19 protein-coding genes are annotated in these 18,616 nt (G+C 68.7%); 7 read left to right on the top strand and 12 right to left on the bottom strand.

What is annotated here, in order from left to right; all coding sequences use genetic code 11:
• Window positions 1-7: 7 nt before the first annotated feature.
• Together ABIC63_RS03335 and gloB are read right to left on the bottom strand one after the other, a co-directional pair.
• Window positions 8-1,600, bottom strand: a complete 1,593-nt coding sequence (locus tag ABIC63_RS03335) for a transglycosylase SLT domain-containing protein (RefSeq protein ID WP_354318676.1) — start codon at window positions 1,598-1,600, stop codon at window positions 8-10.
• Entirely contained in the window at window positions 1,597-2,385 is a 789-nt protein-coding gene (gene gloB / locus ABIC63_RS03330) for a hydroxyacylglutathione hydrolase (protein WP_354318675.1), read from the bottom strand. Before gloB ends, ABIC63_RS03335 begins: the two co-directional genes overlap by 4 nt.
• Here gloB and ABIC63_RS03325 point away from each other — a divergent pair.
• Together ABIC63_RS03325 and rnhA are read left to right on the top strand one after the other, a co-directional pair.
• Window positions 2,384-3,160, top strand: a complete 777-nt coding sequence (locus ABIC63_RS03325; protein WP_234192305.1) for a class I SAM-dependent methyltransferase — start codon at window positions 2,384-2,386, stop codon at window positions 3,158-3,160. The two genes, gloB and ABIC63_RS03325, sit on opposite strands and share 2 nt — an antisense overlap.
• Window positions 3,157-3,606, top strand: coding sequence for a ribonuclease HI (gene rnhA / locus ABIC63_RS03320; protein WP_234192304.1), 450 nt, complete (start codon window positions 3,157-3,159; stop codon window positions 3,604-3,606). The genes ABIC63_RS03325 and rnhA overlap by 4 nt, the downstream gene beginning before the upstream one ends.
• A gap of 51 nt (window positions 3,607-3,657) precedes the next feature.
• Here rnhA and moeA read toward each other — a convergent pair whose 3' ends face one another.
• The 3 genes from moeA to moaA are packed head-to-tail and all read right to left on the bottom strand — an operon-like array spanning window position 3,658 to window position 6,845.
• The gene (gene moeA / locus ABIC63_RS03315; RefSeq protein ID WP_354318674.1) at window positions 3,658-4,953 is read right to left on the bottom strand and encodes a molybdopterin molybdotransferase MoeA; all 1,296 of its coding nucleotides are present in this window, start codon (window positions 4,951-4,953) and stop codon (window positions 3,658-3,660) included.
• 46 nt (window positions 4,954-4,999) lie between these two features.
• The gene (mobA, locus tag ABIC63_RS03310; protein WP_354318673.1) at window positions 5,000-5,653 is read right to left on the bottom strand and encodes a molybdenum cofactor guanylyltransferase MobA; all 654 of its coding nucleotides are present in this window, start codon (window positions 5,651-5,653) and stop codon (window positions 5,000-5,002) included.
• A 58-nt stretch (window positions 5,654-5,711) separates the two neighbouring features.
• A complete protein-coding gene (moaA, locus tag ABIC63_RS03305; protein WP_354318672.1) occupies window positions 5,712-6,845 on the bottom strand; it encodes a GTP 3',8-cyclase MoaA in 1,134 nt (377 codons plus the stop codon).
• 299 nt (window positions 6,846-7,144) lie between these two features.
• Here moaA and ABIC63_RS03300 point away from each other — a divergent pair, with 299 nt between their 5' ends.
• Window positions 7,145-8,071: a ZIP family metal transporter gene (locus ABIC63_RS03300; protein ID WP_476344923.1), complete on the top strand. Its 927-nt coding sequence runs from the start codon at window positions 7,145-7,147 to the stop codon at window positions 8,069-8,071.
• Window positions 8,072-8,090: 19 nt separating this feature from the next.
• Here ABIC63_RS03300 and ABIC63_RS03295 read toward each other — a convergent pair whose 3' ends face one another.
• Window positions 8,091-9,524, bottom strand: coding sequence for an aldehyde dehydrogenase family protein (locus ABIC63_RS03295; RefSeq protein WP_354318671.1), 1,434 nt, complete (start codon window positions 9,522-9,524; stop codon window positions 8,091-8,093).
• 159 nt (window positions 9,525-9,683) lie between these two features.
• Here ABIC63_RS03295 and ABIC63_RS03290 point away from each other — a divergent pair, with 159 nt between their 5' ends.
• Window positions 9,684-9,923, top strand: coding sequence for a hypothetical protein (locus tag ABIC63_RS03290; RefSeq protein WP_017757288.1), 240 nt, complete (start codon window positions 9,684-9,686; stop codon window positions 9,921-9,923).
• A gap of 95 nt (window positions 9,924-10,018) precedes the next feature.
• On the opposite strand, the gene ABIC63_RS03285 is transcribed toward ABIC63_RS03290, so the two are convergent.
• Window positions 10,019-10,840: a metal-dependent hydrolase gene (locus ABIC63_RS03285; protein ID WP_354318669.1), complete on the bottom strand. Its 822-nt coding sequence runs from the start codon at window positions 10,838-10,840 to the stop codon at window positions 10,019-10,021.
• Window positions 10,841-10,981: 141 nt separating this feature from the next.
• Here ABIC63_RS03285 and ABIC63_RS03280 point away from each other — a divergent pair, with 141 nt between their 5' ends.
• The gene (locus ABIC63_RS03280; RefSeq protein WP_354318668.1) at window positions 10,982-11,572 is read left to right on the top strand and encodes a TetR/AcrR family transcriptional regulator; all 591 of its coding nucleotides are present in this window, start codon (window positions 10,982-10,984) and stop codon (window positions 11,570-11,572) included.
• Between the two features lie 3 nt (window positions 11,573-11,575).
• Here ABIC63_RS03280 and ABIC63_RS03275 read toward each other — a convergent pair whose 3' ends face one another.
• Window positions 11,576-13,726 (bottom strand): sodium-translocating pyrophosphatase, encoded by a 2,151-nt coding sequence (locus ABIC63_RS03275; RefSeq protein WP_354318667.1) that lies wholly within the window; start codon window positions 13,724-13,726, stop codon window positions 11,576-11,578.
• Window positions 13,727-13,962: 236 nt separating this feature from the next.
• Between ABIC63_RS03275 and ppa the strand changes: the two genes are divergently transcribed.
• On the top strand, window positions 13,963-14,490 hold the full coding sequence (gene ppa, locus ABIC63_RS03270) for an inorganic diphosphatase (protein WP_234192296.1): 528 nt from the start codon (window positions 13,963-13,965) through the stop codon (window positions 14,488-14,490).
• Window positions 14,491-14,570: 80 nt separating this feature from the next.
• On the opposite strand, the gene ABIC63_RS03265 is transcribed toward ppa, so the two are convergent.
• The 3 genes from ABIC63_RS03265 to ABIC63_RS03255 all read right to left on the bottom strand — a co-directional run bounded on the left by ABIC63_RS03265 (window position 14,571) and on the right by ABIC63_RS03255 (window position 17,425).
• The gene (locus tag ABIC63_RS03265; protein ID WP_354318666.1) at window positions 14,571-15,203 is read right to left on the bottom strand and encodes a YitT family protein; all 633 of its coding nucleotides are present in this window, start codon (window positions 15,201-15,203) and stop codon (window positions 14,571-14,573) included.
• Between the two features lie 82 nt (window positions 15,204-15,285).
• On the bottom strand, window positions 15,286-16,470 hold the full coding sequence (locus ABIC63_RS03260; protein WP_354318665.1) for a GNAT family N-acetyltransferase: 1,185 nt from the start codon (window positions 16,468-16,470) through the stop codon (window positions 15,286-15,288).
• Between the two features lie 7 nt (window positions 16,471-16,477).
• Window positions 16,478-17,425, bottom strand: coding sequence for a DMT family transporter (locus tag ABIC63_RS03255; protein WP_354318664.1), 948 nt, complete (start codon window positions 17,423-17,425; stop codon window positions 16,478-16,480).
• Window positions 17,426-17,609: 184 nt separating this feature from the next.
• Between ABIC63_RS03255 and ABIC63_RS03250 the strand changes: the two genes are divergently transcribed.
• Window positions 17,610-17,948 carry a P-II family nitrogen regulator gene (locus ABIC63_RS03250; protein WP_017757297.1) on the top strand — a complete coding sequence of 113 codons (339 nt, stop codon included), beginning with the start codon at window positions 17,610-17,612 and terminating at the stop codon, window positions 17,946-17,948.
• 63 nt (window positions 17,949-18,011) lie between these two features.
• Here ABIC63_RS03250 and ABIC63_RS03245 read toward each other — a convergent pair whose 3' ends face one another.
• Window positions 18,012-18,608 carry an LOG family protein gene (locus ABIC63_RS03245; RefSeq protein WP_017759046.1) on the bottom strand — a complete coding sequence of 199 codons (597 nt, stop codon included), beginning with the start codon at window positions 18,606-18,608 and terminating at the stop codon, window positions 18,012-18,014.
• Between the last annotated feature and the right edge of the window lie 8 nt (window positions 18,609-18,616).

The raw sequence follows: 18,616 nt of genomic DNA, 5'->3' as shown, positions 1-18,616 counted from the left end.
GCGCCGGTCAGCGCTTCTTCTTGGACGGCGAGCCGCCACGGGGCGACGTGACCGCCTTCTTGGAGCTGGCCGTGGTGCTGCGCGCAACCGCGCGCGTGGACACCGGCGCGACCGCGGCCCGGGCCACACCGCCGCCGCGCTTGCTGGTGACCACGGCATGCTTGGCGCCGCTGCCCACGTTCTCGGCGGCCGCCGCACGCACGGGCAGGTACACCACGACCTGGAAGCCGCGCTTGAAGCGGTGGCCCGCTGCCACGTCGTTCCACTGCGCCACCCGTGCGGGGCTGAGCTTATAACGGTTGGCGATGCTGGTGACGCTGTCGTTGCGGCCCGCCTTGACCACGGTGCGGCGGGTGACGATCTCGGGCTCGAAGCTCAGGTGGCCCGTCTCGGCCACCACTGCGGCGACGTCTTCCTTCACGCGGGCGGTGCGGGGCACGATCAGCGTGGAGCCCGACTTGATCAGCATGCGCGGCGGGATGTTGTTCATCGCACGCAGGTCGGCTTCGCTCATGCCTGCGCGCTGGGCGGCGTCGGCCACGGTCATGGTGGAGGGTACCGTCCAGGCCGTCCAGCTCGCGTACTGGCCCTGGTTGTAGGCCTCGAAGTTGCGCTTGAAGACGGCGGCGTTGTCCCAGGGCAGCAGGATGGGCGTGCCGCTGGCGGCCAGCAGCACCGGCTTGTGCGCGGCGGGGTTGAGGGCCCGGAAGTCCTCGATGCGCACGTCGGCCAGCTTGGCGGCGAGTTCCACGTCCAGGTCGCGCGTGAGCTCGACGGTCTGGAAGTAGGGGTGGTTGGCAATGAAGGGCAGGTCGACGCCGAACTGCTGCGGGTTGGCGACGATGTTCTTCACCGCCTGCAGCTTGGGCACGTAGTAGCGGGTCTCGTCGGGCATCTTCAGATCGGCGTAGCCCGTGGGCAGGCCGGCCTTCTGATTGCGCGCGATGGCGCGGCCCACATTGCCCTCGCCCCAGTTGTAGGCCGCCAGCGCCAACTGCCAGTCGCCGAACATGGTGTACAGGCGCTGCAGGTAGTCGAGGGCGGCGCGGGTGGAGGCGACCACGTCGCGCCGGTCGTCGCGAAACAGGTTCTGCTTGAGGTCGTAGTCGTTGCCGGTGGCCGGCATGAACTGCCACATGCCGGTGGCCCGGGCGCTGGAGACGGCCTGCGGGTTGAAGGCGCTCTCGATGTAGGGCAGCAGCGCCAGTTCGGTGGGCATGCCGCGCCGTTCGAGCTCTTCGACGATGTGGAAGATGTACTTGCTGGAGCGCTCCGTCATCCGCTGGATGTAGTCGGGCCGGGTGGCGTACCACTGCTCGCGGTCACGCACCAGGTCGCTGTCCAGGTCGGGCATCTTGAAGCCGCGGCGCATGCGGTCCCACATGTCCACCGGCGGCGCGAGGGTGACCACGCTGTGGCCGGTCCATTCCTGGCTGCCGGGCACCAGCGGCGTCAGCCGGCCCGTGGGATAAACCGGCGCGGCCGAGGACGAGGAGGCCGCCGCAGCGGCCTGGATCGCCTTGGAGTCGGGCGGGGTGCTGGCGCAGCCGGCCAGGAACAGCGAGGCAGCCACCATGGCGGCGGCGAGAAGTCTCTTCATCGGAAGTCGTTTTTCCATTGGCGCAGGGCAGCGAAGACGGCAACCTCGTCGTCGGACTGCACGCCGGGCGCGTGCGCCTGGACGGCGGCGATGACGGTGCCTTCGCGCGAGCGCAGAAAGGGGTTGGTGCGGCGCTCCATCGCCAGCCGGGCCGGCAGGGTGGGGCGCCCCTGGGCGCGCAGCGTCTGGCAGTGGCGCTCGTGATCGACAAGCGCGGCATTGCCGGGTTCCACCGCCAGGGCAAAGCGCAGGTTGGAGAGGGTGTACTCATGCGCGCAGCACACCTGGGTGTCGTCGGGCAGGGCAGCCAGCGCATCGAGCGAGGCCAGCATCTGCGCCGGTGTGCCCTCGAACAGGCGGCCGCAGCCGCCCGAGAAGAGGGTGTCGCCGCAGAAGAGCAGCGGATGGGAAAGAGGGGCGGGCGGCTCGCGCAGCACGTAGGCGATGTGGCCCGCGGTGTGGCCGGGGACGTCGATCACCTCGAAGGTCAGACCGAGCGCGCGCGCAGGGTCGCCACCGCGCAGTGGCGTGAAGGGCTGGGGGATGTTTTCAGTGGCCGGACCGAAGACCTGAGCTCCGGTGGCCTCGCGCAGCGCGGCCACGCCGCCCGTGTGATCGCCGTGATGGTGTGTGACTAGAATCGCCGCCAGTTCAAGCCCGGGCTCCCGGGCCAAGGCGTCGAACACCGGTCCGGCGTCGCCTGGATCCACCACGGCGGCCTGCGCGCCAATCTGGAGCATCCAGATGTAGTTGTCGGCGAAAGCAGGCAACGGAACAAGGGTCATGACCGATCAAATTATAAAGTTGGGCGATTGGTTGAAGACCCCGCCCGGCCGCCTGCTGCAGGCCTGGGAGGCGTCGCAGTTCGACGAGGCGGTGGTCGACATCTTTGGTTATCACGCACTGCAGCTGGGCTGTGCCGAGATCGACACGCTGCGCACCAACCGCATGCCGCATCGCTGGCTGGCCGGCGGTCCCGAGGAGCCGCCGGCCGCTTCGGCCGGCCTGCTGACGGACTTCTCGGCCTTGCCCTTCGGCGCCAACAGCCTGGACCTCGTCACGCTGCCTCACACGCTCGAACTCGCTGCCGACCCGCACACCACGCTGCGCGAGGTGGAACGGGTGCTGGTGCCCGAAGGCCGCGTGGTCGTCTGCGGGCTGAACCCGGCGAGTCTCTGGGGCCTGCGGCAGCGCCGGGCCCGACTGTACCGGCATCTGGGCGGCGGCGAACTTTATTTGCCGGGCCCCTCCGAACTCATCAACTACTGGCGTCTGCGCGACTGGCTGCGTCTGCTGGGCTTCGAGGTCGAGTCCGGCCGCTTCGGCCTGTACCGGCCGGCCGCGCGCGGTGAAGCCTGGCTTCAGCGCTACCGCTGGATGGACGACCTGGGCGAGCGCTGGTGGCCCATCTTCGGCGCCGTCTATTTCGTCGTCGCGGTCAAGCGCGTGCGCGGCATGCGTCTGCTACCGGCCGACTGGAAACGGCGGCCGGCGATGGCGGCGGCACCGCGCCCGATCGCCGGCCGGACGTCCAGAACTGGAAAGAAACACAACCTTTGAACGAAGTCACGATCTACACCGACGGTGCTTGCAAGGGCAATCCTGGCCCAGGCGGCTGGGGTGCCTGGCTCAAGTCCGGCACCTTTGAAAAAGAAATCTTCGGCGGCGAGCTGGACACCACCAACAACCGCATGGAGCTGATGGCGGTGATCGAGGCGCTGGCCGCACTCAAGCGGCCCTGCCGCGTGGTGCTCTTCCTGGACAGCCAGTACGTGCGCCAGGGCATCACGTCCTGGATCCGCGGCTGGAAGGCCAAGGGCTGGCGCACCTCGACCGGTCAGCCGGTCAAGAACGTGGAGCTGTGGAAGCGGCTCGATCAGCTGGTGGCCGACGGCGGGCACCAGATCGAATGGCGCTGGGTGCGCGGGCATTCGGGCGATCCAGGCAATGAACGCGCGGATGCACTCGCCAACCGTGGCGTGCTGCACGCGCAAGGGCGCGCCTGAGCTTTTCGTCGTTGTTCAGGGTGACGGCCGGGCGCCAGGCGCGCGCCGCCGTCAGAACAACGTGTCCAGCAGCAGCACGTCGACTTCCTCGCCGGCGTCGACGTCGCCCTGATCGTGCGGTAGCACGACCAGGGCGTCTGCCGCCACCATCGCGCTGAGCACCGCCGAACTCTGGTTGAGCGCGACGTCGACCACCGGCAGGGCGCCGGGCACCCGGCGGAGCACCGCGCGCTGGTATTCGGTCCGGCCGGGGCGCTTGCGCAGCGCGCGGCTCGTGCGCGCACGCACCAGGGGTGGCGAGACCACCTCGGCTGCGCCGCACCCGGCCAGTTGCAGCAGCGCCGGCCGCACGAAGACCAGAAAGCTCACCATCGCGGCCACCGGGTTGCCCGGAAGGCCGAAGAAGGGCATCGGCGCGCCGGCATCGCCCCTCAGCACGCCAGCGGCAAAGGGCCGGCCGGGGCGCATCGCGACGTGCCAGAAGGCCAGTTCGCCCGATGCTGCGAGTGCGGACCGCGTGTGGTCGGCCTCGCCCACGCTCACGCCGCCGGAGCTGATCACCACGTCCGCCTGCCGTCCGGCATCTGCGAGCGCTGCGGCCAGGGCGTCGGCCTGGTCGGGCACCGGGCCCAGGTCGAGGGGCTCCAGGCCCAGGCTGCGCACGAGCGCCGAGAGGGTGGTGCGGTTGCTGTCGTAGATCGCACCGGGGCGTGGCGGCTCGCCGGGCTGGAGCAGTTCGTCCCCGGTGGACAGGACGGCGACCCTGAGCCTGCGCCGCACGGTCACCTCTGCCTGTCCGAGACTCGCGAGGAGGCCGAGCGCCGCCGGCGTGAGGCGTGTCCCCGCGGCCAGCGCCAGCCCCCCGGCCCGCAGGTCCTCGCCCGCCTTGCGGCAGTGCGCGCCGGTGACGACGCGGAGGCGGTCGAAGCGCACCCGGTCGGCCTGGGGCTGGCACAGCTCCTGGGGCACCACGGTATCGGCGCCCCGTGGCATCACGGCGCCCGTCATGATGCGCAGGGCTTCGCCCGGGCCCAACTGGCCGGTCCAGGGTGCGCCCGCGCGGGCCTTTCCCACCACGCGCAGGTCCAGCTCCGCGCCCGCGGACTGCAGCGCCGCGCCGGAGAAGGCATAGCCGTCCATGGCGGCGTTGTCGTGCGGCGGAACGGAAACCGGCGACAGGACGTCCGCCGCCAGGATGCGGCCCACTGCTTTGCCCAGCGCGATCTGCTCGGTCGACAGGTCCTTGCGGCCACGCGCGACCAGGCGGGCGATGCGCTGGTGCACTTCGTCGACATGCAGGTCGGGCGTGGTGTCGGCGTGGGAGGGATGGTTGGGCGGAGAGGTCATGGCGGGAGGCGTGCCGGCAGGGCGCGGCCGCCGAGTATCGGCCGCCTCAGCGCTGGTCGTTGAGAGCGGCGAGCGCTTCCAGGGTGTTGATGTTGGCGAAGGCAGCCGGGTCGCCGGGCTGGTCGAAAGGCACCAACTGCGCGCCCTGCTGGCGTGCCCAGCCCATGACGCGACGCTCGCCGCGGGCCAGCCAGTCGCGCAGGCTGGCGTGCAGCCGCGTGTGGACGAGGCAGAACACGGGTTGCGGACGCGCGTCGTCGTCGCCGGGCCCGCTTCGAACCGTGGGGATGGCGATGTCGGCCGCCGCGGACCGGGCGGCCTGCAACAGGCGTGCGGCAAGGTCGGGGGGAAACGCCGGCACGTCGCACGGCACCGTCAGCAGCCATGGCGTGGTGCAGTGCTCCATGGTGGCCAGCATGCCGGCGAGCGGGCCGGCAAAGCCGGCGATGCTGTCCTGTACCACCGGTACGCCGAAAGTCTCGTAGGTGGGCAGATGGCGATTGGCGCTGATGAGGCAGGCCTCCACCTGGGGCTGCAGCCGTTGCAGCGCGTTCAGCGCCAGCGGCTGGCCGCGATAGGGCTGGAGGCCCTTGTCGGCGCCGCCCATCCGCCGGCCCTGGCCGCCGGCCAGCACGGCACCGGTGAGGGCGGCCGCCCCGAGGGCGGGTGGGTGATGCAGCGGCGCGTCAGCGGCGCTCAACGGCGGTCCTCCGGCCTGGCTGGCGGCGTGCGCATCCACGCGGCAAGAGGGCTGGCGTTCATCCGCCGATGTAGCTCATCTCGACGCGGCGAGGGGCCGGACCCCCGTCCACCTCGTCGGCAGGCCGGCGGGCCCGCAACTCGGAATAGCGGTCGCCCCGCTGCGTCCAGATGCTGCGCACGGTGCGCGCCAGCGCCTCGTCGTCTGCGCCACCGCGCAGCAGTTGCCGCAGGTCATGGCCCTGGGAGGCGAAGAGGCAAAGGTAGACGCGGCCTTCGGTGGAAAGGCGAAGCCGGCTGCAATCGCGGCAGAAGGCCTGCGTGACGCTGCTGATGACGCCGATCTCGCCACGGCCATCGGCGTAGGCCCAGCGCTGCGCGGTCTCGCCCGGGGCGTTGGCCTCCAGGGGCAGCAGCGGCAACTCGGCGGCGATGTGCGCCACCACGTCGGCGGAAGGCATCACCTCGTCCATGCGCCAGCCGTTGGTGGCGCCCACATCCATGTATTCGATGAAGCGCAGCACCACGTCGCCGCCATGCCGCTCACGGAAGTGCCGCGCCATCGGCAGGATCTCCTGCTCGTTGGTGCCGCGCTTGACGACCATGTTGACCTTGATCGGCCCCAGCCCCGCCTCGCGCGCGGCATCGATGCCGGCCAGCACGTCCGCGACCGGGAAGTCCATGTCGTTCATGCGGCGGAAGACGGCGTCATCGAGCGCATCGAGGCTGACCGTCACGCGCTGCAGGCCGGCGGCCCTGAGCGCATGCGCCTTGCGTGCAAGGAGCGAGCCGTTGGTGGTGAGCGTCAGATCCAGTGGCGACCCGTCGGGCGTGCGCAGCGCGGCGAGTTGCTCGATCAGGTGCTCGATGTTCTTGCGCAGCAGCGGTTCGCCCCCCGTGAGGCGGATCTTGCGCACGCCCTGGTCGACGAATACGCGCGCCAGACGCGTGATCTCCTCGAAGCTGAGCAGCGCGGAATGCGGGAGGTAGACATGGTTCTTGTCGAACACCTCCTTGGGCATGCAGTAGCTGCAGCGGAAGTTGCAGCGGTCGGTCACGCTGATGCGCAGGTCGGTGAGGGGACGCCCGAGCCTGTCCTGCAGCAGGCCTGCGCGCACCCCCTCTTCGTCGCGCGGCGCGGGCAGGGGCGCATCGCGGCGCTGGTCGACGAGGGGAATCACGCGAAAGGCCATGGGATCTGTGTGGAGCGGCGCCTCGCAAGGGCGACGTCGGTGGGCGTTGCAGTTTATCGACGGGGTGCATTCCGGCGCAGCGTGGGGTCTGCCCTTGCGGGAGAACCCGGGGGGCGGACGCACGCTGCCCGCGGGCAGGCGATGCCCAGCCGTCGGCACCCCCTGCGTCCGCTGGTAGCCGGACCGGCGCCCGGACTACATCGACGGGGCTGGCCCGGTGGTTCACTGCCAGCGCTCCAGTGTTGGAGGGCGGGCGCCCTCCCGGTGCCGGAGCGACGCCATCACCGCAAGGACCGACCATGAACGACTCTGAAACCGCTGCCTGGCCTGCCACGCGCCGGCATCCGCGCACCGCGCGCCGCTGGCTCGGGCTGGCGATCATGGCACTGGGCGTGTCGGTCCTGGCAGGGCAGTTCTGGTCGCTGGTTGCCAGCAGCGAGGTGGTGGGACAGGCCCTGGTGGGTGGCTCGGTCGCGGCCCTGGCCACGGCACTGGGCACGCTGCCGGTGCTGTTCTCCCAACGGCTTTCGGAGCGTGTGCAGGACACGCTCTTCGGCTTCGGCGCGGGCGTCATGCTGGCGGCCTGCGCTTTTTCGCTGATCCTGCCCGGGCTGGAGGTGGCGAAGGAGCAGGCGCTGTTCGGCGGCGGCCGCTGGTCCGCGGGCGGCGTGATCGGCGCCGCGATCCTGCTGGGCGCAGCGGCCTTGATGGCCATGGAAAAGCTGCTGCCTCACGAGCATTTCATCAAGGGCCGCGAAGGACGCGACACCGATGCCGTGCGCACGTTGCGGCGCACCTGGCTGTTCGTGATCGCCATCGCCTTGCACAACCTGCCCGAAGGGCTGGCCATCGGCGTCGGCTACGCGGGCAATGATGGGCTGCGTGCCAACGCGCTGGCGACGGGCATCGCGATCCAGGACGTGCCCGAGGGGCTGGTGGTCGCGGTGGCGCTGCTGGCTGCGGGTTATGGGCGCGGTCTCGCGGTTGCGCTGGGCATGGCGTCCGGCCTGATCGAGCCGCTGGGCGCTGTGCTCGGCGCGGCAGTCGTTGAGCATTCGGCCCTGCTCCTGCCCTGGGGACTGGGCTTTGCGGCCGGCGCGATGCTCTTCGTCATCAGCCACGAAATCATCCCTGAGTCCCATCGGAAGGGCCATGAGGCCTTCGCGACGGGTGGGCTGATGGTCGGCTTCGTCCTGATGATGTTGCTGGACACGGCGCTCGGTTGAGCCCCGTGCACGGCCGGCATCAGCCGTGGCGAATGGCGATCGTCTTCATCGTGGTGAAGCCGTACAGCGCCTCGAAGCCTTTCTCGCGGCCGTAGCCGGAAGACTTCACGCCGCCGAAGGGCAGTTCGACCCCGCCGCCCGCGCCGTAGTTGTTGATGAACACCTGGCCGCTGCGCAGCCGCTTGGCCATTCGGAACTGCCGCGAGCCATCGCGCGTCCACACGCCGGCCACGAGGCCGAACTGCGTGGCATTGGCCAGGCGCACCGCGTCGTCCTCGCCATCGAAACGCATGGCCGCCAGCACGGGGCCGAAGACTTCCTCCTGGGCGATGCGGTGGTCCACCGGCACGTCGCGCAGCAGCGTGGGCGCCTGGTAGAAGCCGGAGTCGGGCGCCTCCTCTACGACCTGGCCCTGGGCCACCATGGGGATGCCGGCGGTCTGGGCATCCGAGAGGAAGTCCCACACGCGCTGCTGCTGGGTCTGACGGATCAGCGGGCCGAGGTCCAGGTCCATGGCGGCGGGGCCGACGCGCAGCTTCTCGAACGCCGCGCCGAGGCGGTCGAGCAGCGGTTCGTAGATGCTGCCTTCGATGAGCACGCGCGAACCGGCCGAGCAGGTCTGGCCCGAGTTCTGCACGATGGCATTGATGAGCACCGGAATGGCAGCGTCCAGGTCGGCATCGGCAAACACGATCTGCGGGCTCTTGCCGCCAAGTTCGAGCGTGACGGGGCAGTGGCGCTCGGCGGCCACCTGCTGGATCAGCGTGCCCACGCGGGGGCTTCCGGTGAAGCTGATGTGGTCGATGCCGGGGTGGCGTGCCAGCGCGTCGCCGACTTCATGGCCGTAGCCGGTGACGATGTTGATGGCGCCTGCGGGAAAGCCCACTTCGGCCGCCAGTTGCGCTACGCGGATGAGCGACAGGCAGGCGTCTTCGGCAGGCTTGACCACGCAGCAGTTGCCCGCGGCCAGCGCACCACCGACGCTGCGCCCGAAGATCTGCATGGGGTAATTCCAGGGGATCACATGGCCCGTCACCCCATGCGGCTCGCGCCAGGTCATCACGCTGTAGCCGTCGAGGTACGGAATGGTCTCGCCGTGGAACTTGTCGCACGCGCCGGCGTAGAACTCGAAGTAGCGCGCGAGGGCCAGCGCATCGGCACGCGCCTGCTTGGTCGGCTTGCCACAATCGCGTTGCTCCAGCGCCGTGAGTTCGTCGGCATGTTCCGCCACCTTCACGGACAGGCGGTACAGCAGGCGGCCGCGGTCGGCGGCCGAAAGGCGGGCCCACGCGCCCTCGTAGCAGGCGCGCGCAGCCCGCACGGCGGCGTCGATGTCGCGCGCATCGCTGCGCTGCAGCTCGTCGAAGGCCTGACCGTCGGAGGGGTCGAGGACCGGAATCACGCGGCCGCTGGCGGAGGCGGCATGCTCGTTGGCGATGAAATTCAGTTGCATGCCCCCAATTGTGGAGGAGCCGTCGCCATTGCGTCGGCGGGGATAATGTCCCCCGTCAAAACAGGTATCCGGAAATCGCCGAAAATAACGACATGCCGTGCATGTACTCCCCACTTCTCTCTGCCGTCCGCGGCGTGTTCGTTCAACAGGGAGGCGCCCATGGCCAGCTCTGATGTCAAGACGACCATGGACGAGGCTGGGCTGCGCTACAAGTCCAAGACCCCAGGTTCTCCCTTCAAGGCCTCGTCCTCTTTCAGCGGCGCCACGATGTCGTGCTTCCTGTGCGGCAAGCACCGCCCCCGCTCCCTGATGCAGACCAAGCGCGTCCTGGGCAAGGCCCAGCCGGTGTGCGCGCCGTCCTGCAAGGAACTGGAAGCGACGCTCAAGGGCGGAGGCTGAACCCACGGGGCGCCCCGCATGGGGCGCTTTGAAGCCTGGACCGTTGCTCCAGGAGGCTGAAGGCGGGGCACGCCGCCTTCGTCGTTTGCCGATGTTCAGTTTGCGCCGACAGGGGTGTAGCTGTCACGGTGGTCGGCCAGCCACTGCTGCGCAAGCGTGCCATCCTGTTCGGAGGGATGGAACGTCGGGCGAAAGTAGGCGCGCCACGCGCGCACATTGCTGGTCAGCAGGCCTTCGCGACCGAACAGGGTCTGACAGGCCTGCCGCCAGGTCGATCGCTTCCACAGCTGTTTTTCATGGCGCAGATTGGCCACGGTCTGTCGGAGCAGGTCGGTCAGGAAGAGCAGGGTGACGCGCCGCATCCAGCGCCGCCGCCATGATTCGGCGCCTCCGACGGCGCGATAGAGGTCGAAGGCGGTGCATTTGTGCTCCGACTCCTCGGCCGCATGCCACATCCACATCGTCCGTAGACGAGGCTCGACGCCCTCCAGGGTTTGGGGATGGCGCAGCAGCCAGTCCGCGAAGATGGCGGTGAAATGCTCGGTCGCGGCAGTGATCGCCAGGGCGTGTCGCGGATCCTGGCCGTCGAGCAGCGCCATCCGTTGCTTCATGCGTGGCGTCCAGGAATCCTTGAGGCCCTGCCGTTCGAGTTGGCCGTTGAACAGGGCGTGGATGCGCCGGTGCGTGGCTTCCTGGCCGATGAAGCCGCGCACCTCGGACTGCCAGCCCTGTTGGGCGTCGGGCGTCAGCATCGGCAGCGCGCCCCGCACGGCATCGATGAAGAACTGCTCCCCGAACGGAAAGCTCATGGAGAGCGCATTGAAGAAAGCCGTCTGGAAGGCATTGCCCGCGCACCACTGGCGCTCGAACGGCGCGTCGAGGTCGATCAGCAGTCTTCGAATCACGAGCTGGCTCATCAGGGGTCACTTTCGGAGAATTGGTACGGAAGCGTACCGCGATCATCCTCCCAGGAGCCGGTACGCTCAAGTGCCGACCGGGCCCCGATGAGGGGCTTTGTACGATCTACTGCCGGCCGCGTTCCGCGGCCTTCGCACCGCATGAACAGCTCCACCGCACCCGAAGAGAAGCTCACAGAGGCCGGCCATCGCGAGCGCCTGCTGCAAGGCATGGCCCGCGCCCTGGCGGCGCGCGGGTATGCCCAGACCTCCATCGCCGACATCGTGCGGGAGGCCGCGGTGTCGCGCCGGACCTTCTACGAGCACTTCGCGGGCAAGACCGAGTGCCTGCTTGCGCTATATGAAGCGGCAAGCGGTGTGGCGTTGAAGGTGCTGGTCGAGTCGGTCGACCGGTCGAGGCCCTGGCAGGTCCAGGTGGACGGCGCGGTGCGGGCCTATCTGGAGTGCCTGGCCTCCGATCCGGTTCTTCTGCGCACGCTGTTCGTCGAGATCCTCGGCCTGGGCCTGGAAGGCCTCGCGGTCCGGCGCCGGGTACATCTGGCCATCGCCGATTTCATCGGCGCGGCCGTTCCCGATGCGCAGGGCCAGCCGCTTGACCGGCAGATGGCCATGACGGTCGTGGGCGGCATCCACGAACTCGTGCTCCTCGCGGTGGAGGAGGGGCGGGAGGCCGACCTCACCGCGCTGGTGGAGCCGGCCACGCGCCTGGTGCGTGCCGTGGCGCAGCGCTGACGGTCAGCGTTGCGTCGGCGTCGGCATTGGGTTCGAGGTGGTCGGCTGTGCCTGGGCCACTTGCCCGAAGACGGGCGCGCCGAGGCTCGCCGCGCGCGGGGGCTGAGGCGCGTGGAACTGCACCACCAGCGGCACGATGAGCAGCGCCACGATGTTGATGATCTTGATCAGCGGATTGACGGCCGGCCCGGCCGTGTCCTTGTAGGGGTCGCCCACCGTATCGCCTGTGACGGCCGCCTTGTGGGTCTCGCTGCCCTTGCCGCCGAAATGGCCGTCCTCGATGTACTTCTTGGCGTTGTCCCAGGCGCCGCCGCCAGTGCACATCGAGATCGCGACGAACAGGCCGGTGACGATGGTGCCCATCAGGAGGCCGCCCAGGGCCTTCGGCCCCAGCACCAGGCCCACCACGATGGGCACGAGTACCGGCAGCAGCGACGGGATCATCATCTCCTTGATGGCCGCGCCGGTGAGCATGCTGACCGCCTTGCCGTACTCGGGCTTGCCGGTGCCGTCCATGATGCCGGGGATGGTGCGGAACTGACGTCGCACTTCCTCGACCACCGCGCCGGCCGCGCGGCCCACAGCCTCCATGGCCATGGCGCCGAAGAGGTAGGGAATCAGCCCCCCGATGAATAGCCCCACGATGACCAGCGGATCGGACAGGTTGAAGTCGATGGCCTGGCCATAGCTCTCCAGCTTGTGCGTGTAGTCGGCGAACAGCACCAGCGCAGCCAGACCCGCCGAACCGATGGCATAGCCCTTGGTCACCGCCTTGGTCGTGTTGCCGACGGCATCCAGCGGGTCCGTCACGTCGCGGACGGACGACGGCAGTTCGGCCATCTCCGCGATGCCGCCCGCGTTGTCGGTGATGGGGCCGTAGGCGTCCAGCGCGACCACGATGCCGGCCATCGAGAGCATCGAGGTTGCCGCCACGGCCACGCCATACAGGCCGGCCAGCGTGTAGGCCGCCAGGATTGCGGCGCAGACGAAGATCACCGGCCATGCCGTGGACCGCATGGACACCCCCAGGCCGGCAATGATGTTGGTGCCATGGCCGGTGGTGGAGGCCTGGGCCACATGCTGTACCGGCTTGTACTGCGTTCCCGTGTAGTACTCGGTGATCCACACCAGCGCGGCCGTTAGAGCCAGGCCCACGAAGCAGGCGCCGAACAGGCGCAGCTGGCTGCCGGCGGCGACCACTGCGTTGTCGGGCATCAGCCAGGACGTGACGAACCAGAACGCGATGAGCGACAGCACGCCGGCGACTGCCAGGCCGCGGTAGAGCGCCGGCATCACGTTGGTCATGCCCGGTGACGCCTTGACGAAGAAGCAGCCGACGATGGACGCGATGATCGAGACGCCGCCCAGCGCCAGCGGATAGATCACCGCATTCGCCGGCGCTGCCGTGACCATCAGCGCACCCAGCACCATGGTGGCGATCAGCGTGACGGCGTAGGTCTCGAACAGGTCGGCCGCCATCCCGGCGCAGTCGCCGACGTTGTCGCCCACGTTGTCGGCGATCACGGCGGGGTTGCGCGGATCGTCCTCGGGAATGCCGGCTTCGACCTTGCCGACGAGATCGGCGCCGACGTCCGCTCCCTTGGTGAAGATGCCGCCGCCGAGCCGGGCGAAGATGGAGATCAGCGAGGAGCCGAAGGCAAAGCCGATCAGCGGATTCAGTGCCTGCGGCGTGGCCGTGCCCGCGCCCAGGAAGGCATAGAAGCCGGCGACCCCCAGCAGCCCCAGCCCGACCACCAGCATGCCGGTGATGGCGCCACCCCGGAATGCCACCTGCAACGCCGGTCCGATGCCCTGCGCTGCGGCCTGCGCCGTGCGCACATTGGCACGCACCGAGACGTTCATGCCGATGAAGCCGCAGGCGCCCGACAGCACGGCGCCGACCACGAAGCCGGCCGCCGTGAGACTGTCGAGGAAGAGCGCGATCAGCACCGCGAGCACCAGGCCTACGATGCCGATGGCCGTGTATTGCTTGGCCAGGTAGGCCGAGGCACCGGCCTGGATCGCCGCGGCGATCTCCTGCATGCGGGCGTTGCCCGGGTCGCGGGAAAGAATCCAGCTTCGCGCCCAGATGCCGTAGATGACAGCGATCAGCCCACAGGCGATCACCGCATACAAAGGGAAGTTGCCAGTCATTGCCGTCTCCATATGGTTGTGAAGACGCCAGCCGGGACCCTGCCACAACGCGCCGGGCCCAACTGCCGCCGCGTTGCTTCCTCAATGCTGGGGGTAGAACCCGCTTTGCACTGATTGGCCAACGGAACGAATTTACAGGCAAACCGCGTCGGTGTCAGGCTGGCGTCGGCCCGCTGGCTAAACTCGGGGTTTGTCCCGAGCCGCGGGGCGAACGCCATTCCAACCATAGACAAGCCATGTCCTTCGACAAAATCCCCCCGGGCCCCAAGGCCCCTGAAGAGTTCCACGTCGTCATCGAAATCCCGATGAACGCCGATCCGATCAAGTATGAGGTGGACAAGGAAACCGGTGCGATCTTTGTCGACCGCTTCATGACCACGGCGATGTACTACCCGACCAACTACGGCTACGTGCCGCAGACGCTGTCGGGCGATGGCGACCCGGTGGACGTGCTGGTGGTCACGCCCTATCCGTTGCTGCCGGGCGTGGTGGTCAAGTGCCGCGCGCTGGGCATCCTGAAGATGGAAGACGAGGCCGGCGTGGATGGCAAGGTGCTGGCCGTGCCCACCGACAAGATCCTGCCGATCTACAGCCACTGGAAGACGGTGCAGGACGTGAACCCGATGCGCCTGAAGGCCATCAGCCACTTCTTCGAGCACTACAAGGACCTCGAAGCCGGCAAGTGGGTCAAGGTGCTGGGCTGGGACGGCATCGAAGCCGCCCACAAGGAAATCACCGACGGCATCGCCGCGTACAAGAAGTAATCCGCCGCCGCGGATCGCGATCATGAGCCCGCTTCGGCGGGCTTTTTCTTGGGCACTCGGCGCACTGGTCGCCGTGCGAGTCAGAAGCCCAGGTAGCGGCCCGGCTTGTGGTTGATGGCCAGCACCGCATTGAGTGCGACGGCGCCGGCAATGGACAGCATCACCCGCTGCGGCTCCACCAGCGCGAAGGCGGTCGCGACGATGAGGCAGTCGAAGCCCATCTGCACCTGCCCGGCGCGCCACCCGTTCTTCTCCTGTAGCCAGACCGCGAGGATACCGATGCCTCCCAGGCTGCAGCGGTGGCGGAACAGGATCAGGAAGCCGGTGCCCGTCACCAGCCCGCCGGCCAGGGCGGCATAGAGTGGGTGCAGTCGGTCGAAGTGCAGCAATGCCGGCTGCCAAAGGGTCAGCAAGGACAGCGAGGCAACGGCCAGGAAGGTCTTGATGGTGAAGGCCGGGCCCAGCTTGCGCCAGGCCAGCCAGTAGAAGGGCAGGTTGAGCAGGAAGAAGAGGGTGCCGAAGCTGGCGCCGGTGCCGTAGTGCAACAGGAACGCGATGCCAGCCGTGCCGCCGGTCAGCAGTCCGGCCGTGGTGAACAGCGCCACGCCCACGGAGATGAGCAGCGTGCCGCTGGCGATGGCCAGTGCGTCCTCCCACAAGGCATGGCGGGTCCGCGGGGCTGCTGGGGAGACGGGAGCGGCGGCGTCGGTCATCGACCGAGCTTAGCGGGTGCCAGGGCTGGCCCGCATGATCTGGCGCAGGGGTGCGTCCTGCGGCCTCACGGCGCGAGAGGTGCTAGGCGCGGAACGGGCTTCGCTCGCCGAGTTCCGACAGGTAGGCCGACACGCCTTCGTCTTCGCGCGCCAGGAAGCGCTCCACCGCATCCGCGAAGGCCGGGTGGGCGAGCCAGTGGGCGCTGGTGGTCCTGACCGGCATGAGTGCGCGCGCCATCTTGTGCTCGCCCTGTGCGCCGCCTTCGAAGCGATGCACCTGATGGGCGATGCACCATTCGATGGGCTGGTAGTAGCAGGCTTCGAAGTGCAGGCAGTCGACACGTTCCAGCGCGCCCCAGTAGCGTCCGTAGGCGATGCCACGGCCATCGGCGTCGGCGCCAAGGCCGATCAGGCTGCAGGCTGTGGGACGGCCCTCGCGTTCGGCCACGAACAGGAGCCAGGCGTCGGGCAGGCTGGTCGCCATCCGGTGAAAGAAGTCCCGGGTCAGGTAGGGTGGGTTGCCATGCTCGCGGTAGGTGCGCGCATAGCAGCGATAGAAGAAATCCCAGTCCGCGTCACGGATGTCCGTGCCGCGCGCCCAGCGGAAGCGCACGCCGTTCTCGGCGACCTTGCGGCGCTCCTGGCGGATCTTCTTGCGCTTCTCCTGGTTGAGGGCCGCGAGGAAGTCGTCGAAATCCCGATAGCGGCGCGCCTGCTCGTCCTGCGCAGGGTGCGCGTTCTCCCAGTGGAACTGCACCGTGTGCCGCAGCATGAGACCAGCGGCTTCGCAGGCGGCAATGTCTTCGTCTACGCCGAACAGCAGGTGCAGGGAAGACAGTTCGTTGTCCGCCGCCCAGGCCACCAGCGATCGGAGGAGCGCCAGGCGCGTGGGTGGGTCGAGCGCCAGCAGCCGGGTGCCGGGCACCGGCGTGAACGGCACCGCCACCAGGGCTTTGGGGTAGTAGCGCAGGCCGTGCTGTTCATACGCATTCGCCCAGGCCCAGTCGAACACGTATTCGCCGTAGGAGTGGGACTTCAGGTAGAGCGCGCAGGCCGCCGCCAACTCGTTGCCCCGCCACAGCGTGGCAAAGGCGGGAGCCCAGCCCGTTTGCGGCGTTGCGCTTCCGCTCGCATGCATCGCCGCAAGGTACTCGTGCCGCATGAAGGGGCTGGGCGCGGCCTGCCGGGCGAGCAGGGCGTTCCAGGCCGAGGCATCGATCTGCAATGGATCGTGGACGATCCTGAATTCGAGGGACGCTCCAGGCATGACCGCTTCACTCCGTGTCGACAGCGCGCCGGCGGCGCTCCGCGATCCAGATGCCGCCCAGCACGAGCGCCAGTGCGGCGAGGTGGAAGGGGCGCAGCGGCTCGTCCAGCACCAGCACTGCCAGCAGCGGGCCGAAGATCGGCGTCAGGTTGACGAAGACCCCGGCGCGCTCCGGCCCGATCAGTGAGACGGCCTGGATGAAGGTGATCTGCGACACGAAGGAGGGCAGCAGGCCCACGAACAGCATCAACGCCCAGCCGGTCGCCGTGGGCATGAAGAAGCGGTCCGTGACCACCTCGAAGGCCAGCAGCGGCAGGGAGGTCAACGCCGCGACGCCGGCGGCGGCGGCAAAGAAGACGATCGGCGGCACGGGTGGCCGGCGGGTCAGCCCGAGCATGTACCCCGCGTAGAAGAGGCTGGCCAGCAGCATCCAGAGGTCGCCGACGTTGAAGTCGAGCGTGGCGAGCACGTGAAGCTGGCCGCGCGAAGCCACGACGACGCAGCCCGCCAGGGTCACGGCCACCCCCAGCGCCTGCATGGGCCGGAAGCGCCGGCCCGCGAACACGAAGCTGCCCAGAAGCACCAGCACCGGGATCGTCCCCTGGATGATGGCGATGTTGATGGCCGAGGTGTGGTGTGCCGCCGCGTAGAAGAGGGCATTGAAGGCAGTGAAGCCTGCCGTGCCCATGATGGCGATCAGGCGCCAGGATCGCGCCACGGTGCGCCAATGCCGGGCGATCTCGTGCCGGGCGGTGAACCACAGCGCCACACAGCAGATCGTCCACCGCGCCGTGGTCAGCATCATGGGCGAGATGTTTCCGACGGCGAGCCTCGCAGCGACGGCATTGCATCCCCACATCAGGGTGGTGAATACGAGCAGCAGCGTGGCGTTGTGGCTGGCGCGCCGGTACGCGGCGGCGATCCCGTGAAGCGCAGGCGGGGAAGTCGAAGGCATGGATCGGCGAGCGTAGCAGCCGACCGCCCTGTGCGCTGGGCGATGGTGCGAATGACATAATTTCCGAGCGTGGGTGCAACTTCGCGCCGCCTCAGCGGCTTGCGACACCTCGTGCCCCAGGGGTCTGCGTGCGCGCGGCCTGTCACCCAGTCTCTTGCATCACTCTCATTACAGGAACACCGCCATGAAGCAGATCACTGCCATCGTCAAACCTTTCAAGCTCGACGACGTGCGCGAGGCGCTGGGTCAAGTCGGCGTCTCCGGCCTGACGGTGACCGAGGTAAAGGGGTTCGGCCGCCAGAAGGGCCACACGGAGCTCTATCGCGGCGCCGAGTATGTGGTCGACTTCCTGCCCAAGATGAAGATCGAGGTGGTGGTCGCCGACGCCGACGTGGAGAACTGCGTCGATGCCATCGTCACGGCGGCCCGCACCGGCAAGATCGGCGACGGCAAGATCTTCGTGACCGAGGTGCAGCGCATTGTTCGTATCCGGACCGGCGAGGAGAACGAGAGCGCCGTCTGAGGGCGGGCCGCTCCCGAACGGGGCCGCCCGCCGCAGGCCTGCACGAGGGCTGATCCGCGTCCCTCAGATGTTCTGGGTGAGGAGCGGCGCGCGGCGGTCTGGAGGGGCCTGCTGCCGCAGTTTCTCAAGAAGGACATCCAGCTCGCTGCCCGATTCGATCAGGCCCATCTGCCAGTCATTCATCAGCCCTGCACGGATGCTCTGGTCCACGAAAGCGAGCAGTCCGTCGTAGTAGCCCGCGACGTTGAGCAGGCCGATGGGCTTGTCGTGGTAGCCCAACTGGCGCCACGTCCACATCTCGAAGAGTTCTTCGAAGGTGCCGATGCCGCCCGGCAGCGCAAGGAAGGCGTGTGCACGCGCGGCCATCATGGCCTTGCGCTCGTGCATGGTGTCGACCACGTGCAGTTCGTCGCACAAGGTGTTGGCCAGTTCCTTGTCGACCAGCGCCTTGGGAATGATGCCGACCACGCGGCCGCCCGCGACTCGCGTGGCCTCGGCGACGGCGCCCATCAGGCCTGTGCGTCCGCCGCCATAGACCAGTTGCCCACCGTTTGCGCCGATCCAGCGGCCCGTGGCCTCGGCCGATTCCAGGTACTCGGGTCGCGTGCCGGGCCGGGAGCCGCAGTACACGCAGACGGAAAAGGAAGCGGGGTGATTCATGCGTGCGC

The organism is Pseudacidovorax sp. 1753, from assembly GCF_040544975.1.
Taxonomy (GTDB): domain Bacteria; phylum Pseudomonadota; class Gammaproteobacteria; order Burkholderiales; family Burkholderiaceae_C; genus Xenophilus.
The sequence above is the reverse complement of the archived record's forward strand: the minus strand, read 5'-3'. Positions and strand labels throughout refer to the sequence as shown.

Coding starts and splice junctions, on each gene's coding strand:
- ABIC63_RS03285 (WP_354318669.1), bottom strand. CDS start 10,840: ATGAGCCAGCTCGTGATTCGAAGACTGCTGATCGACCTCGACGCGCCG.
- moaA (WP_354318672.1), bottom strand. CDS start 6,845: ATGGCCTTTCGCGTGATTCCCCTCGTCGACCAGCGCCGCGATGCGCCC.
- ABIC63_RS03295 (WP_354318671.1), bottom strand. CDS start 9,524: ATGCAACTGAATTTCATCGCCAACGAGCATGCCGCCTCCGCCAGCGGC.
- moeA (WP_354318674.1), bottom strand. CDS start 4,953: ATGACCTCTCCGCCCAACCATCCCTCCCACGCCGACACCACGCCCGAC.
- ppa (WP_234192296.1), top strand. CDS start 13,963: ATGTCCTTCGACAAAATCCCCCCGGGCCCCAAGGCCCCTGAAGAGTTC.
- ABIC63_RS03290 (WP_017757288.1), top strand. CDS start 9,684: ATGGCCAGCTCTGATGTCAAGACGACCATGGACGAGGCTGGGCTGCGC.
- ABIC63_RS03245 (WP_017759046.1), bottom strand. CDS start 18,608: ATGAATCACCCCGCTTCCTTTTCCGTCTGCGTGTACTGCGGCTCCCGG.
- ABIC63_RS03335 (WP_354318676.1), bottom strand. CDS start 1,600: ATGAAGAGACTTCTCGCCGCCGCCATGGTGGCTGCCTCGCTGTTCCTG.
- ABIC63_RS03300 (WP_476344923.1), top strand. CDS start 7,145: ATGAACGACTCTGAAACCGCTGCCTGGCCTGCCACGCGCCGGCATCCG.
- ABIC63_RS03255 (WP_354318664.1), bottom strand. CDS start 17,425: ATGCCTTCGACTTCCCCGCCTGCGCTTCACGGGATCGCCGCCGCGTAC.
- ABIC63_RS03275 (WP_354318667.1), bottom strand. CDS start 13,726: ATGACTGGCAACTTCCCTTTGTATGCGGTGATCGCCTGTGGGCTGATC.
- gloB (WP_354318675.1), bottom strand. CDS start 2,385: ATGACCCTTGTTCCGTTGCCTGCTTTCGCCGACAACTACATCTGGATG.
- ABIC63_RS03260 (WP_354318665.1), bottom strand. CDS start 16,470: ATGCCTGGAGCGTCCCTCGAATTCAGGATCGTCCACGATCCATTGCAG.
- ABIC63_RS03280 (WP_354318668.1), top strand. CDS start 10,982: ATGAACAGCTCCACCGCACCCGAAGAGAAGCTCACAGAGGCCGGCCAT.
- ABIC63_RS03265 (WP_354318666.1), bottom strand. CDS start 15,203: ATGACCGACGCCGCCGCTCCCGTCTCCCCAGCAGCCCCGCGGACCCGC.
- ABIC63_RS03250 (WP_017757297.1), top strand. CDS start 17,610: ATGAAGCAGATCACTGCCATCGTCAAACCTTTCAAGCTCGACGACGTG.
- ABIC63_RS03325 (WP_234192305.1), top strand. CDS start 2,384: ATGACCGATCAAATTATAAAGTTGGGCGATTGGTTGAAGACCCCGCCC.